At 29.0% G+C, this 13,957-nt stretch carries 9 protein-coding genes; 2 read left to right on the top strand and 7 right to left on the bottom strand.

Annotation, left to right across the window (positions count from 1 at the left end; genetic code table 11):
• Positions 1 to 97: 97 nt before the first annotated feature.
• The 7 genes from cydB to KKQ79_RS03090 form a co-directional block, all read right to left on the bottom strand.
• Entirely contained in the window at positions 98 to 1,282 is a 1,185-nt protein-coding gene (cydB, locus tag KKQ79_RS03120; RefSeq protein WP_213188940.1) for a cytochrome d ubiquinol oxidase subunit II, read from the bottom strand.
• Positions 1,283 to 1,320: 38 nt separating this feature from the next.
• A complete protein-coding gene (locus tag KKQ79_RS03115) occupies positions 1,321 to 2,856 on the bottom strand; it encodes a cytochrome ubiquinol oxidase subunit I (RefSeq protein ID WP_213188939.1) in 1,536 nt (511 codons plus the stop codon).
• 13 nt (positions 2,857 to 2,869) lie between these two features.
• Positions 2,870 to 3,112: a DUF4492 domain-containing protein gene (locus KKQ79_RS13955; protein WP_213188938.1), complete on the bottom strand. Its 243-nt coding sequence runs from the start codon at positions 3,110 to 3,112 to the stop codon at positions 2,870 to 2,872.
• 110 nt (positions 3,113 to 3,222) lie between these two features.
• Positions 3,223 to 4,098, bottom strand: a complete 876-nt coding sequence (locus KKQ79_RS03105; protein WP_213188937.1) for an AraC family transcriptional regulator — start codon at positions 4,096 to 4,098, stop codon at positions 3,223 to 3,225.
• Positions 4,099 to 4,104: 6 nt separating this feature from the next.
• Positions 4,105 to 4,470, bottom strand: coding sequence for a rhodanese-like domain-containing protein (locus tag KKQ79_RS03100; protein WP_213188936.1), 366 nt, complete (start codon positions 4,468 to 4,470; stop codon positions 4,105 to 4,107).
• A gap of 161 nt (positions 4,471 to 4,631) precedes the next feature.
• Positions 4,632 to 5,675 carry a bifunctional transcriptional activator/DNA repair enzyme AdaA gene (locus KKQ79_RS13930; protein ID WP_213188935.1) on the bottom strand — a complete coding sequence of 348 codons (1,044 nt, stop codon included), beginning with the start codon at positions 5,673 to 5,675 and terminating at the stop codon, positions 4,632 to 4,634.
• A 319-nt stretch (positions 5,676 to 5,994) separates the two neighbouring features.
• Positions 5,995 to 9,741, bottom strand: a complete 3,747-nt coding sequence (locus KKQ79_RS03090; RefSeq protein ID WP_213188934.1) for an nSTAND3 domain-containing NTPase — start codon at positions 9,739 to 9,741, stop codon at positions 5,995 to 5,997.
• A 126-nt stretch (positions 9,742 to 9,867) separates the two neighbouring features.
• On the opposite strand from KKQ79_RS03090, the gene KKQ79_RS03085 reads away from it, so the two are divergent.
• Positions 9,868 to 10,956 (top strand): AAA family ATPase, encoded by a 1,089-nt coding sequence (locus KKQ79_RS03085; protein WP_213188933.1) that lies wholly within the window; start codon positions 9,868 to 9,870, stop codon positions 10,954 to 10,956.
• A gap of 2 nt (positions 10,957 to 10,958) precedes the next feature.
• Positions 10,959 to 13,322 (top strand): S8 family peptidase, encoded by a 2,364-nt coding sequence (locus KKQ79_RS03080; protein ID WP_250131181.1) that lies wholly within the window; start codon positions 10,959 to 10,961, stop codon positions 13,320 to 13,322.
• Positions 13,323 to 13,957 lie beyond the last annotated feature (635 nt).

Below are 13,957 nucleotides of genomic sequence, written 5' to 3'. Positions count from 1 at the left end.
AACGTAAATCATGACGGGCAAACTGATGAATTGTATAATTTCTTTGGTGTACATTTTAATGAGTTTAAAGTTATAAAATCGTAAATCTTAAAAACGACTAATAAACGTGTGCTTCTGTTTCTTCTAAATCTTTTTCGGAAATATTTTTGGCATCTAATTTCTTCCAAACAAGAGCGATATAAGCCAAAACAAAAGGTACTAACAACGAAACATAACTCATCGTTCTCAACGTAAATTCACTGGAAGAAGAGTTGTAAATTGTGAGCGAATTTTGCAAATTATAAGTTGATGGATAATACGCCGTATTATTGAAACCTGCATTGAGAAGTAACATCCAAACGGTAAGAACTGTCCCAATTCCTGAAAACCAAATTCCGTTTTTGCTTTTTCGGAATACATTGATGAAAATTCCCACCAAAACCAATACAACTCCAATCAAGAAAACGACTAAAACAAAAGGCATTTCGAGGAAATTGTTCAAATATTTGTGAGCTTCCATAGAAACTTCTTGATTAGCTGGATTTACTGCAAATCCATCAATCAACAATAGTCTTATCAGCCAAAAAAGAAAGAAAACCAAGAACAAAATACTATTTATTTTCAAGCTTTTAATAGAATTTTTTTGTATATTTTCACTATCAATGATTTTTTGAAAATATAAATTCGCTAAAATTCTCGCCAAGAAAAAAACTGCCAATCCTAAACTTATATTTTGAAGAAATGCGAGTTTTTCAACCGTCCAAACTGCCTCTAACCCGTGAAACGGAGTTTCCCAAGCAGAAATAATCGGCATTTTCTGTAAATTTTGATTAATGATATTGCTTTTCTCTACAGAAAATTCGGAACCTGTAAAAAATGTAGAAACCGCCACTCCCAATAAAATACTGCCTAAAACTCCATTGATGAATAGGAAAACATCGAAAGTTTTAGTACCTAAAAAATTATTGGCCTTGCTTCTAAATTCATAAGAAACCGCTTGAATAATGAATGCAAAAAGAATCGCCATCCAAACCCAATAAGCACCACCAAAACTGGTAGAATAAAACAATGGAAAAGACGCAAAAAAGGCACCACCAAAAGTAACCAAAGTAGTGAATGTAATCTCCCATTTTCTACCTGTTGCATTCAGAAGCATGGTCTTTTCTTTTTCGGTTTTGGCAAGAGAAAAGATGAGCGTTTGTCCGCCCTGAACAAATAGCATAAAAACCAACAAAGCACCAAGAAGCGAAACAATTATCCACCAATAATGCTGTAAACCGCTATAATCTAAAAATGAAAACATTTTGTAAAATTTAAAAGTTAAAATTCTATTTCCTAAAATTAATGAGCTGTACGATTTTTGATTGCAGAAAGCATAATTTTAATTTCTGCAATTAAAAGTGTAGTAAATATGATTAAGAAAAGGAAAAAAGTAATTTGAACACTATACGCATCAATCTGTGAAACCGCTGCAATATTTGGTAAAAGATTTTGTATTGTCCATGGTTGTCTTCCTACTTCAGCCACAATCCAACCAGCTTGTGAAGCAACATAACCGAAAGGTATGCTCCAAAGCGTAAGTCTCAAAAGTGTTCTGCTTTTTTCTAAATTTCCTTTGATCATTTTATAAAAAAGTAACGCAAACAACACCAAAAACCAAGTTCCCAAAATCACCATAATGTGAAAAGAATAGAAGCTCATTTTCACGTTCGGAATGAGCATGTGAGGATCTTTCCCGAAATAATATCCGTACCCGAAATCTTTTTCGTGAGTTCTGAAAATTGCCAATTCTTTTTCAGCATTGGTTACATCTCCAGATTTTTTGAATTGAATATAATTTCCGAGTGCATCAATAGCGATTTTACCACTGTTAATTCTTTCTTGATACGAAACGATTCCTTCTTTTTTATTTCCGTGAACCAAATCATTAATTCCTGGAACAAAAGCATCACCTTGAAGAAATGCTAAATAAGACAATGCCATTGGAATTTTAACCTCAAAAATGAATTTTTCTCTGTGGTGTTCATCTTTTTCAGGATCTCCAAAAATTCCCATTGCAATTAACGGAGCATTTCTATCGCCTTGATATAAACCCTCCATTGCTGCCAATTTCATTGGTTGAGTTACGGCGACTTGTCTTGCAGATTCATCGCCACTCCACATGGTTCCGATGGTGGCTAATAAGCCAAAAACTGTTGCAACTAAAATACTTCTTTTACCAAGAACCACATCTTTTTTCTTTAAAATAAACCAAGCGCTTACTCCAGCAACAAACAAAGAAGCTACGATATAAGAGGAAATTACGGTGTGTAGAAATTTATTTACAGCCACTGGATTCATGAGAATCGCCCAAAAATCTACCATTTCGTTTCGCATGGTATCAGGATTAAATTCCATTCCTACAGGATGTTGCATCCAACCATTTGCCACCAAAATCCACAATGCAGAAAGATTAGAACCTATGGCAACCAACCAACTCGAAAGTAGGTGAAATTTCTTGCTTACTTTGTCCCAACCAAAAAACATTACGGCGATAAAAGTACTTTCCATAAAGAACGCCATAATTCCTTCAATCGCTAACGGTGCGCCGAAAATATCACCTACAAACCAAGAGTAATTACTCCAATTGGTTCCGAATTCAAATTCCATAATAATTCCTGTGGCAACACCAATTGCGAAATTAATTCCGAAAAGCTTCATCCAAAATTTGGTGATTTCTTTCCACTTTTCATCGCCTGTTTTCACATAAATGGTTTCCATGATGGCAATGATAAAGGTAATTCCTAAAGTTAGCGGAACAAAAAGCCAATGGTACATTGCTGTAAGTGCAAATTGCGCTCTGCTCCAATTGACGAGTTCCCAATCTATATGATTCATCGTTGTAATATTTCTATTTTTTAATTTTTGTCAAAGTATTTTGCAAATATTCTATTCTTTGTTCATTACTCTCAAAATTAGTTTTAAGAAAATCCTTAAAGAAAAACATCTTAAGAATCCCGAACATGATAAATAGTTTAACAACAGCAATAATCCAAAGAGATTTACTTTCCTTTGACATAATGCTAAAACCATGTTTATAGAGTTTTAGCAACTCGATAAAAGGATACAATAAAAAGTTATAGAAAGTTTGCATTGTTGAAAAATCAAAAATTTATGATAAAAAAAACTTTATTTTTCACAATACAAAGTTAAGCTAGGAATGCTCTAACTTCTTGGCTTACAAAACGGGGAAAATGGTAATAATTATTTATTTAGATTTTTTCTAAAATCTATTGGAGAAACTCCAGCATTGGATTTAAAGAATTTAGTAAAATAGGAATTGTCTTCAAAGTTAAGTTCAAAAGCAATCTGCGAAATGGTAGATTGAGTATTAACCAATAATCTCTTAGCCTCTAAGATGATTCTGTTTCTAATCATTTCACCAGCTGTTTTACCCGTAATAAATTTACAAACGGAATTTAGATAATTTGGAGTAACAGCTAATTGATCTGCGTAAAATTTGGGATAATGTTCTTCTTTGAAATACTTTTCAAGTGATCCTTCAAATTTTCTTACTAAATTATTTTGAGTATAATTAAAATTAGTTTGGTTCACTGATTTTACATCTTCAGAAATTAATAGTAAAATTTCTAAAATGCACAATTTTATAAGTTCTGATGAATATTTATAACTTCCATCATTAAAATCTAAAATTTTTGCGAAAGCATATTTTATGTCCTTTTGATTGTTTTGAATCTGATGATAACAGTTCTTACCACTTTTACTAAATAGAGGTAATTGATCAATGAAATTTGCTTGTAAAAGAAATTGATTGAATAAATTTTCATTAAAATTTATAAGAAAACCTTTAGTATTTTTATGATTAAAAACTAAATCGTGAACTTGACCAGGTCTAAGAAAAAAAACAGAATTATCTTGGATTTCGTAATCTTCAAAATCAATTTTATGAATACCCGAACCCTTCTCTATATAAAGAATTTGATAAAAAGTATGACGGTGCGGTTTTTTCGGAAGGTAAATATCTTCATGAAGCAATTCCTTCAAATCATGAATAATGTAGTTTTGAATTTTTTTTTCATTATTCACTAAATCGCAGACATTTAAAACTGGAAATTTCATAAAAAATTAGTTAGAACACTCTCCAGTTTTAGAAAGGGAATGTGAAATGATTTCTGGTGGATTTCCAAGAAGTGGTAAATCATTTTGTTGCCATTTTACCAAACCACCTTCTAAATAGTAAATCTGGTTAAAGTCTCTGTCTTCCAAATATTTGGCAACACTTTTACTTCTCACACCGTTATTACAAACCAAAACGATTTTTTTATCTGCATCAAAATTTGACCATAATTCTTCTATCTCGCTGAAAGGAATATTTTCTACGATAGGAAGATTCATTTTATACAATTCAAATTCATAGCGTTCTCTAACGTCTACCAACTGAATGGTATCGTTTATCATCGTTTGAAAGGTATTCGGACAAATGCTTTTCATGGAAATTTTCAATTTATTGGGTTAAAAAAGACTCTGTTTATCTTATTTGAGTACAAAATTGAATTTTTCTGAAAAACCGCTTTGTAACCAATGTTACAGAAATTAAAAGAATTGATACTATCTATTTAAAACCAAAGTTTTGATTGAAAAAATATAAATAATTAGAATAAAATAGCGCCTTCTAATTCTAATAATTTTTGTTTTCGCCAAATTCCACCGCCATAACCTGTAAGATTTCCATCACTGCCAATCACTCTGTGACAAGGAACCAAAATGGAAATTTTATTCATTCCATTGGCATTTGCCACTGCTCTTACTTTTTTCACATCTCCCAAAATTTCAGATTGTTTCGCATAGCTCCATGTTTCACCATACGGAATTTTCATCAACACTTCCCAAACTGATTTCTGAAAATCTGAACCCACAAAATGAAGCGGAACGGAAAATTCTTTTCTTTTTCCTTCAAAATATTCGGTAAGTTGTTCTTCTAAACTATTAAAATGAGGATTCTCTCCTTGAATAATATTGGCATTTAAGGATTTAGAGAGGTGTTTTAATTCGGTTTCCAGCATTTTTCTGTCTGTAAATTCTAGCATACAAATTCCCTCATCCGTTGCAGCAGCATACATGGTTCCAAGAGGTGTTTCGATGCGTTTTAAATCAATTACTTTCTGATTTTTAGAATTTTTAGGAGACACTCCGAAAATATTTTTAAAACTTTCGGTAAAACCGCTTAAACTTTCGTAGCCACTTTCCAAAGCTGTTTCTGTTACGGTTTCGCCTTGTTGAATTTTCTTAAATGCAGAATTAATTCTGAACATTCTTTGATATGCCTGAAACGTGATTCCGTGATTTTTCAGAAACCAACGTCTCATGGTTGCAGGTTCTATTCCGCGTTTTACCAAGTCGTAATCTTTGAACTTCAAAGAAGGATTTTCTGCTAATTCCGTGATGATTTCCTGAATATATTTCGGGGTTTCGTTCAGTTTTTCTAATGGTTTACAAACCTTACAAGGACGATATCCTTTTAGAATCGCATCTTTGGTATTGCTGAAAAATTCTACATTTTCGGGTTTTGGTTTTCGGGCAGTGCAAGTTGGTCTACAGAAAATTCCTGTAGTTTTTACGCCCATCCAAAAAACGCCTTCGAAACTTGCATCTTTATTGAAAGAAGCATTATACATGATATCGTTTGGTAAATTCATAAATGATGATTGATATATGATGATTGAAAAAAGATATGATAAACTTTGTCAAAGATTTTAAAACTTTGACAAAGTTAAAGTAAATTTCATGTATAGCCTTAAACAAATAGTTTTTAGGCTTTTTTCATTTCATTAGTACAACATAAGTGCAACAAATTAAAAAGTTTTGAAAAATAGAAGTTTCCCTTTTACTTTGCACTATAGCAAAGATATAAAATGTTTTTTTGTTGTGTGAAAATATTGATAAAATATATTTTATCATAAAATCTGTTTTATCTTGCGAGAATTTTCAATAAATTCTTTTATAAAAAAAATAATTTTACCAATTTGGGTTTAAAAACTTTCTTAACCTTTCTCTTTCAGCGTCTTTTATTGCCCAATCAATTTCTTTTCTAACTCTGCTTTTTATTGGAATTAATTCAAGTTGATTTTTACCATTTTCAAGCATCTTGTAAATTCTTTGCCAATCTCCTTTATGGATTTCCCCAATATTTACATCACCAGAATATGTGCCACCATTTCCACGCCACCAAATTTTAGAAAAATCTTCCTCATCAGAGTTATGTTCCAAATAGAGCAATAGAAACTTTTCAAATTCATTAGAAAAAAAATGTCTAACCGAACTTATTACAGAGTTTACCTTATCAGAATCTTTGCAATATTTGACTATATAAAATTCTAAAAATTTTATTGCCCTTTCTCTTTCTTCTTCTCGAATATTTTTAAAAAACATATCTATTCCTTCTTCCCCCATGCCAAAGAAAAATCTATTCCCAATTAAAGAATTAAAAATATTTTCAATTTCAAAATCATTATAAAGTGACCAGATAAAACCTAATTCATCTTCGTAGCCTATGCTTATATGTCCATTTTTATCATAAAAGAATTCAATATATTTGAATATAAAATCTTTATCATTTTTTAAAATTTCTACAAGACCTTCTCTTTTATAATCAAAATGATTTTTGTTGTTTATAAACTCATACAAATACAATTCTTCTATCAAATCAATTTTCTCATTTAACTTATTTGTAAACTCTTTGTAAAAGTCATGATCTATAAAAATTGGAATTCCATTTTTCTTTTTTTTCAGAATAATTTCTAAAACTTCTAAACTAATATTTGGCTTTATCTTTTCAAATTTTGAAAACATATCAAAACTAATAAAAGAATTGGAGTCAATATTTTTTATTAATTCAAATAGTTCTGTAGTAATTTTTTCATCTATAAATTGATTTGGAAGTATATCAAAAAATGGAATCTTGTATAGCAAGGCATTTTCACTGTTCCAATTTTTTAAGTAATCCCATAATTTATTGTAATAGTCTTTATCATTTATAATTAATGACATAGCACGATATGGAATAAAATGGAATCTTTTTGAGAAATCATTTAAAAAATGAATAAATAATTTAAACCCGACTTCTTTATCTTTCTTAAAATTTGATTCTAAAGTAACATTTATAGGTGCCTGAATTTGATAATCCTGCTTTAATACTTGTAGACTATTATTAATGACGTTTGTCAATTTTGAGAAATCTCTACTTTTAGAAAAATCAAAATGTTTGCTAATATCTTTTGATTTTAAACTTTCAAAATCTGAAATATTTTCATAGTCATAATCTGCTTTACCACGATAATAATTCCAATCAAATATTCTAAAATCATCAAATTCTTGACTTTGAAAAAGATTTTTTAAATTTCTATAGCCTTTATCTTCCAATTGTTCTTTATCTAACCAATTAACAAATTCGTTAACGAAGTAAATATTTCTGAAGTCACTTCTATTTAGTTTATTCTCAATGAATGGTAAAATAAACTCCAAATCAAAATTTAAGATTTTTAAATTTAAGTCTCCATAATGAGGTTTATAGTCCGTGATAACATTAAGTATTCTATCTGGATAATATAAATAGAGTTTAAAAAATTTTTTCCAAATTTTTCTTCTGATACTTTTAACTTTGTTGTTTAGGGGTATAGGATAATTATAATGAATAAAAGAATGTCCTTTCCTTCCAGATTTAAAAACTCTATTATAATGCGGTAGAAAATTTGAAGCAAGACCTAAAAAAGCCTCGGTATAATGCGGTAAACCTTCTTTGGTTTTGCTAATTAGTAGGTCAATGAATTTGTTTTGCTTTTCAAAATTATTGCTATACTCATCATCGTCATCAAAACTTAAATTTTCTTTTAGCCTGCGAATCAATTCAGTAAATGCAATTGGAATTTTTCTACCATGTTCAAAAGCCAATTCTAGTGCTGGAACAAAACTATCTTGGGTGTAGCTTCTAAAAAATGGGGTTAGAAATGGCAATATTTTATCCTCCTCAAAACTGAAATGATTATTTTCATAAGTTGAAACATATATAGGATTTGGATCTTCCTCTTCGGCTTTTATTTTATTGTAAATGTAGGATAATGTTTCTTCCCTCTTGTAGAACCAAAACAATTTAATAAATTTTGATATTCTTTCTTCATTACTCAAGTTAATATCAAAATACCTATCAATGTCTGGTTTAATTTTATCCAACACCTCAAAATACCCAAATGTATTATTTGAATGAATTACAGTTTCTTTAAACCTATTATCATATCTATCAAAATATTCAAACAATAATTTATTAAATGACAAAATCTTATCCTTTATAAAAACTTTGTAAAAGAAATAAGTTGACATTACTTGTTCTGAAATTCTTACAAAAGAATCTTTCACCTCAACTAATTCTCTGTTATGAAGTTCTTCAATTGCTTCTTGAAAATCTGAGTAATTTAATTCAAAGTCCATTAATAATTTTTCAACAAATTCTTTATTGTCTCTTTCTATTGTAAAGAAAAAAGAAATAATCCCTATGCTTTTTAGCAAAATTGTGTTTTTAAAGAGATCAAAATCTTTAATGAATGTTTGAAAATATACGTCATATAAATTATAAATACCACCTGATAAAAATTCAAATTGTTTTTCCAACGCTAACTTAGAAGCCATAATTGCCAATCGTGCATTACCATCCGATAAGGATATAATTTTATTGTGATAATGTGGATGTTTTATCTTGAAAGAATCGCTACTTATTAGTTCTTTTATTTCATCATCAGTAAATTTTTCTAGAAAAATTGAGCCTGTATCAAATTCAATACAATGTCTAAATAAATCATCATAAGCATAGTTTCTTACAGAAATTATTAACTTTAATTTACCTTTTCTATTTTCTTTAAATATGCCAAGAATTTGATCAAGATTTGATATTTGTCTATTCGCATCGTCGATGAGAAGTATGTAATTTTTATCATGTTGTAATTGCACTCTCAAATCCTCCCATATATCAACATCTTTTTTTGAAATAACAAAAGGAGTGTAGTCTTTATTTTCTAAAATGAACTCTTTAATTATTTCTATAGCCAATTTAGTTTTTCCAACACCTGCAGAACCGGAAATTATGAATAAATCTTTTTCCTGTAGAATTTGTTTCGCATTTTGCAATTCTACCTTTCTATTTAAAAAAATATTATCCAAAGGAGTGGATAAGTTGCCACCTTTATGGTTATATTCTTCAATAAAATTTGATATTGGTAATATTTGCCCTGTTTCAAGTGGAATTCCGAGAATGTCTTTTGATAATATTGGGTATTCTGAATAAATATCTAACGCAAGTTTGTCCAATCCAATTAATTCAATAAATACCTGTTTGTCTTTTGCATATTGAAAAATATCTTTCTCTTGATCTGTTGTTAGTCTAGCATTAAAAAACAACACAATTTTACTAATGTCTTTTTTTGAAATTTTAGTTAATTTTGAATCTAGACATTTATCAATGTCCTCTTTAAGTTTTTTTACTACATCATCAGATTTAGTTGTAAATTCTACATACCGCAATTTTCCTGAATCTGTTCTAAAAAAAGTATCTGGAGTTCCTTTTATCGTTTTTTGTTTTCCAAATTGGCTTCCAATTCTATTAAAACTGGAAATACCTTCCTCTCTCAAATTTAAATACAAATCACATAGTGTTTGAAATGTTGAACTATCAATACCTATAAGTTTCTGTTCAATTAAAATTAATCTTCCTGACATAACTAACAAATTTTGAGACAAATATATCAATTAAAAATAAAAATATTACATTTTATTATAAATAAATAACATTTTTTGATTTTTATATTACATTTTTTATACATTTGTAACGTTAAAACTATAAAAATGTACACCGAAATTTTAAGAATAATTGAAGGAGGCTTGAATAAAGACCTTAAGAAAATTAATAATTACTCTCGTATTCTTGCTGAAAAATTTGAAAAAGAAGGACAGCCTAAGTTGGCTAAAATGATTATTAAGACTCTTGAAAACAAACCAAGTTCAATGGTTACAATGGATTCATTAATATCAACACCAGTAGATCAGGAAAGTAGAATGAATATAGTGGATATACAAATGCCTTCTGAAAATAATGATGATATTATTTTATCACCAAATATTTACAACAAAGTTGAAGATTATATTAACCTATATCAACATCAAGGAGAATTGTTAAAAAATGGACTTGAAATTTCCAATTCTTTATTATTATATGGAGTTCCCGGAAGTGGAAAAACTACTATTGCGAAATACATCTCTAACAAAACAGGACTACCTTTAATTACTGCAAGATTTGATGCAATTGTTTCATCATTATTAGGGAATACATCAAAAAATATCCGAAAAATTTTTGAATATGCAGATGAAAAACCTTGTATTCTTTTCTTGGACGAATTTGATGCTATTGCTAAAGCAAGAGATGACCAATATGAATTAGGAGAATTAAAAAGAGTTATTAATAGTTTATTACAAAATATTGATACATTTTCAAAATCAAATCTCCTTATTGGCGCAACAAACCACCCCGAATTATTAGATAAGGCAATTTGGAGAAGATTTAATACATTAATAGAAGTTGGTTTACCAAATCAAAACGAAGTTTACAAATTAATTGAGACTTTTAGTAAAGATTCCAATAACGATTTCTTAAATGATGAAAAGAAAACGAACAAATTAATTCAAAATTTAGAAGGAAAGACTCCATCATATATCAAAACCTTATTCAATAATGTTTTAGCACAAAAAATTATAAAAAACAAAGAGTATTTGTCTTATGAAGATATATTACTTGAAATTTTTGAATCAAAAAACAAAGAATATACAATTGAAGATATTATTACTTTTCTAAATGAAAATGGTGTTTCACAAGAAAAGATAACTCAAATACTAAACATCTCTATAAGACAAGTAAGAAATAATTTAAAAACAAAATAATCATGGAAAGGAATTTACCAATAAAATTTTTTCAAAAGAGAGCTAATGATGAAAGAAATACTGAAGGCGGCGGAAATTCAGAACCACCAAAATGGTTCAATGAAGCGCTAATACCTGAAAAAGTAGAAAGTTTCGTAGAAACTCTTAAGGACGTATCTAAAAGTTTAAGAAATAAGCAACAAAATGGGAATTATATTCCGAGCGTTGTTAAACTTACTTTAAATAATGATGCATTAGCAAAAACTTATAGAAAAGAAATTGCAAATATTTTCAACACTCAAAAAATAAATCTTTTTGGATTAAATAATAATGATGAAGTTTTGGTTAAAATTGAAAACGATGAAGATCTTCATAAAATAAGCACGAAAATCTCTTCCGCCAAAAAACATTTAGTAGGTAAAGGTGTAAAACTAGGTATTGGAGCAATAGAGGAAATGGAAGAATTTGAGCCTGAAATTGATGTTAGTACAGAAGACATTGAGAGCGATGTTTTAAAAGTTAAACTTTTCAATTTTGGAGATTCAGAACTTAACACAATATTGATTCGTTCTTTTGAAAAATTTTGTAAAGAAAAACATATTGATTTTAGTCGTACTGTGTATTCTGCAGACTTAAATATATTTAAAGTTCAAAACATAACACTAGACGAGTTTAATGAACTGAAGGAATTTGACGGAATACAAACGATAAGCGAGATGCCATTTTATGAAGTTACATTAGATGAATTACAAGAAGCCGAAATAGTGAATGTAAAAATTCCTATTGAGGGAAAAAATTATCCTGTAATTGGAGTTTTAGATACCGGTATTGCTAATATTCCTCATTTAAAACCATGGCTATTGCAAGAAAATTTTTCTAAATTCCATACAGATGATATTGATAAAAGGCACGGCACAGCCGTTTCTGGAGTAATAGTTTATGGCGATGAACTTGAAAACGAAAAATATACTGGTTTTGGTGGAGCAAAACTTTTTGAAGCCATAGTTTATCCAGATGAAAAAATGCTTAAAATACCTGAAGATGAACTTATAGAAAATATCAGAGAGGCAATAAGCGAAAATAATCAAATAAAAATTTGGAATTTATCTCTTGGAACCAATAAAGAAGCAGATTTGATCGAGTTTTCAGATTTTGGGAAGGCATTAGATGAAATACAAGATGAAAATAATGTTCTTATCTGCAAATCCGCGGGAAACTGTGATAATTTTAAAATAAATGCACCTAGAAGAAGAATCTCACAATCTGCTGATTCAATAAGAAGTCTTGTTGTAGGATCAATTTCAAAGAATAAAATAGAATCAGACTTGTCTGAAAAAAATCATTCATCGCCATTTTCAAGAATTGGACCTGGTCCATCACATCTTATTAAACCCGACATTGCCCATATTGGTGGTAATGCAGGATTTGATGACAAAAACCGTCTAATTTTAAATGGAATTAAAACTTTTTCTTCTGATGGAAAAACAAAATCTGTTGTTGGAACAAGTTTTTCAACACCAAGAATTACCTCAATTGTTGCAGGAGTTGACAATGCGCTGAACGAAGGATTTAATCCATTACTACTTAAAGCATTAACACTACATTCTTGCAATTATCCAGAAGAAATGAAGATAAGTATTGATGAGAAATTAAAACATGTAGGCTTCGGAGTTCCTTCAACTATTCAAGATATCTTGTTTAATCAACCAAATGAAATCACATTGATTCTTCAAGATACTATTGAAAAAGGAAATTTCATAGAGATTTTAGACTTTCCTTTTCCACAATCAATGATTGATGATGAGGGATATTTTTATGGTGAAATAACTCTCACATTAGTGACCTCACCAATTTTAGATTCTAATCAAGGGTCTGAATATTGCCAATCAAACATAGATGTAATGTTTGGAACCTATGATGAAAAAAAAGATAGAGATACATCAAAAGCAACTGTAATAAACCCAATAGGCCCCGATGGAAACAAAAATTTACTTACTCATAGTTTGTACAGTAAAATCGCAATGAAAGATACGGAAAACCCATATAACAAGGAAAGGGTTTTGGTTGCTTACGGCGATAAATTTCAACCTGTAAAAAAATGGTCAGTAAATCTTGATGAATTTACTGCAACTAATAAAGAAAAATTTTTAAAAATACCAAAAAATTGGTATTTAAAGATTGATGGATTATTTAGACAAGCAATAGAAAGTAAATCAGAATTACAAAGAATAACACCAAGTCAAGAATTTTGCTTGGTTATAACAATTAGAGATACTAAAAAAGAAGGGAACATCTATAATGAGGTAACCCAATTATTAAATAATTTCAACTTTATACATCAAAATGTTAAACTTAAAGAAAACGTTAGAATTCAATTAAACAATTAATATTATAACAACAAACCACAAAACAATTGACGGACATAAAACTGGGCAGTAAAAAACAGACTCCAAGTATTTAACCTTGAAACGTTAGACAAAATTAAAATAAAATTTCTGTAAAATATTTTTTGATTTTTTTAATTCATAAGTCCAACAAATTAAAAAGTAAAATAAAAATAGATGGTTTCCTTTTATACTTAAATAACAAGCATAAAGCATAATAATGTTTTTTGTTGTGTTAAATATTGATTAATAAATTTTATCATATAAGGCATAATACTGAAAAATAGTTGGGAAAATCATTGGGAACAATGATTAATAAAAGGATAACAAGAAGTTTCATTAAACCTGTTTCATTAAACTTTTTCTTTGTCGTAAAAATGGTAAAAAAATGGTTCTTAGTCATCTATAATCGTTTTATATCAATCATTAGAATCAATTTTCAATAAAGAATTATTATAATAACAAAATGAATTTGGATGAGCATAAGGAGAACGTTTTAAAAATACTACTTATTACTTTTTTATGGAGGAATATTTCTCTCAATTCAATCATATCTTCTTAAAGTATTTAAAATCTCAAAACCAAAATTGCAGCATAAATAGTCTCTCCTTAATTCACCTATAATTTACTGATTATTA

The sequence above is a fragment of the Cloacibacterium caeni genome, from assembly GCF_907163125.1.
GTDB lineage: Bacteria > Bacteroidota > Bacteroidia > Flavobacteriales > Weeksellaceae > Cloacibacterium > Cloacibacterium caeni_B.
Note: the sequence above shows the minus strand (reverse complement) of the source record. Positions and strands in the feature narration are given on the sequence as shown.

Coding starts and splice junctions, on each gene's coding strand:
- cydB (WP_213188940.1), bottom strand. CDS start 1,282: ATGTTTTCATTTTTAGATTATAGCGGTTTACAGCATTATTGGTGGATA.
- KKQ79_RS03115 (WP_213188939.1), bottom strand. CDS start 2,856: ATGAATCATATAGATTGGGAACTCGTCAATTGGAGCAGAGCGCAATTT.
- KKQ79_RS13955 (WP_213188938.1), bottom strand. CDS start 3,112: ATGCAAACTTTCTATAACTTTTTATTGTATCCTTTTATCGAGTTGCTA.
- KKQ79_RS03105 (WP_213188937.1), bottom strand. CDS start 4,098: ATGAAATTTCCAGTTTTAAATGTCTGCGATTTAGTGAATAATGAAAAA.
- KKQ79_RS03100 (WP_213188936.1), bottom strand. CDS start 4,470: ATGAAAAGCATTTGTCCGAATACCTTTCAAACGATGATAAACGATACC.
- KKQ79_RS13930 (WP_213188935.1), bottom strand. CDS start 5,675: ATGAATTTACCAAACGATATCATGTATAATGCTTCTTTCAATAAAGAT.
- KKQ79_RS03090 (WP_213188934.1), bottom strand. CDS start 9,741: ATGTCAGGAAGATTAATTTTAATTGAACAGAAACTTATAGGTATTGAT.
- KKQ79_RS03085 (WP_213188933.1), top strand. CDS start 9,868: ATGTACACCGAAATTTTAAGAATAATTGAAGGAGGCTTGAATAAAGAC.
- KKQ79_RS03080 (WP_250131181.1), top strand. CDS start 10,959: ATGGAAAGGAATTTACCAATAAAATTTTTTCAAAAGAGAGCTAATGAT.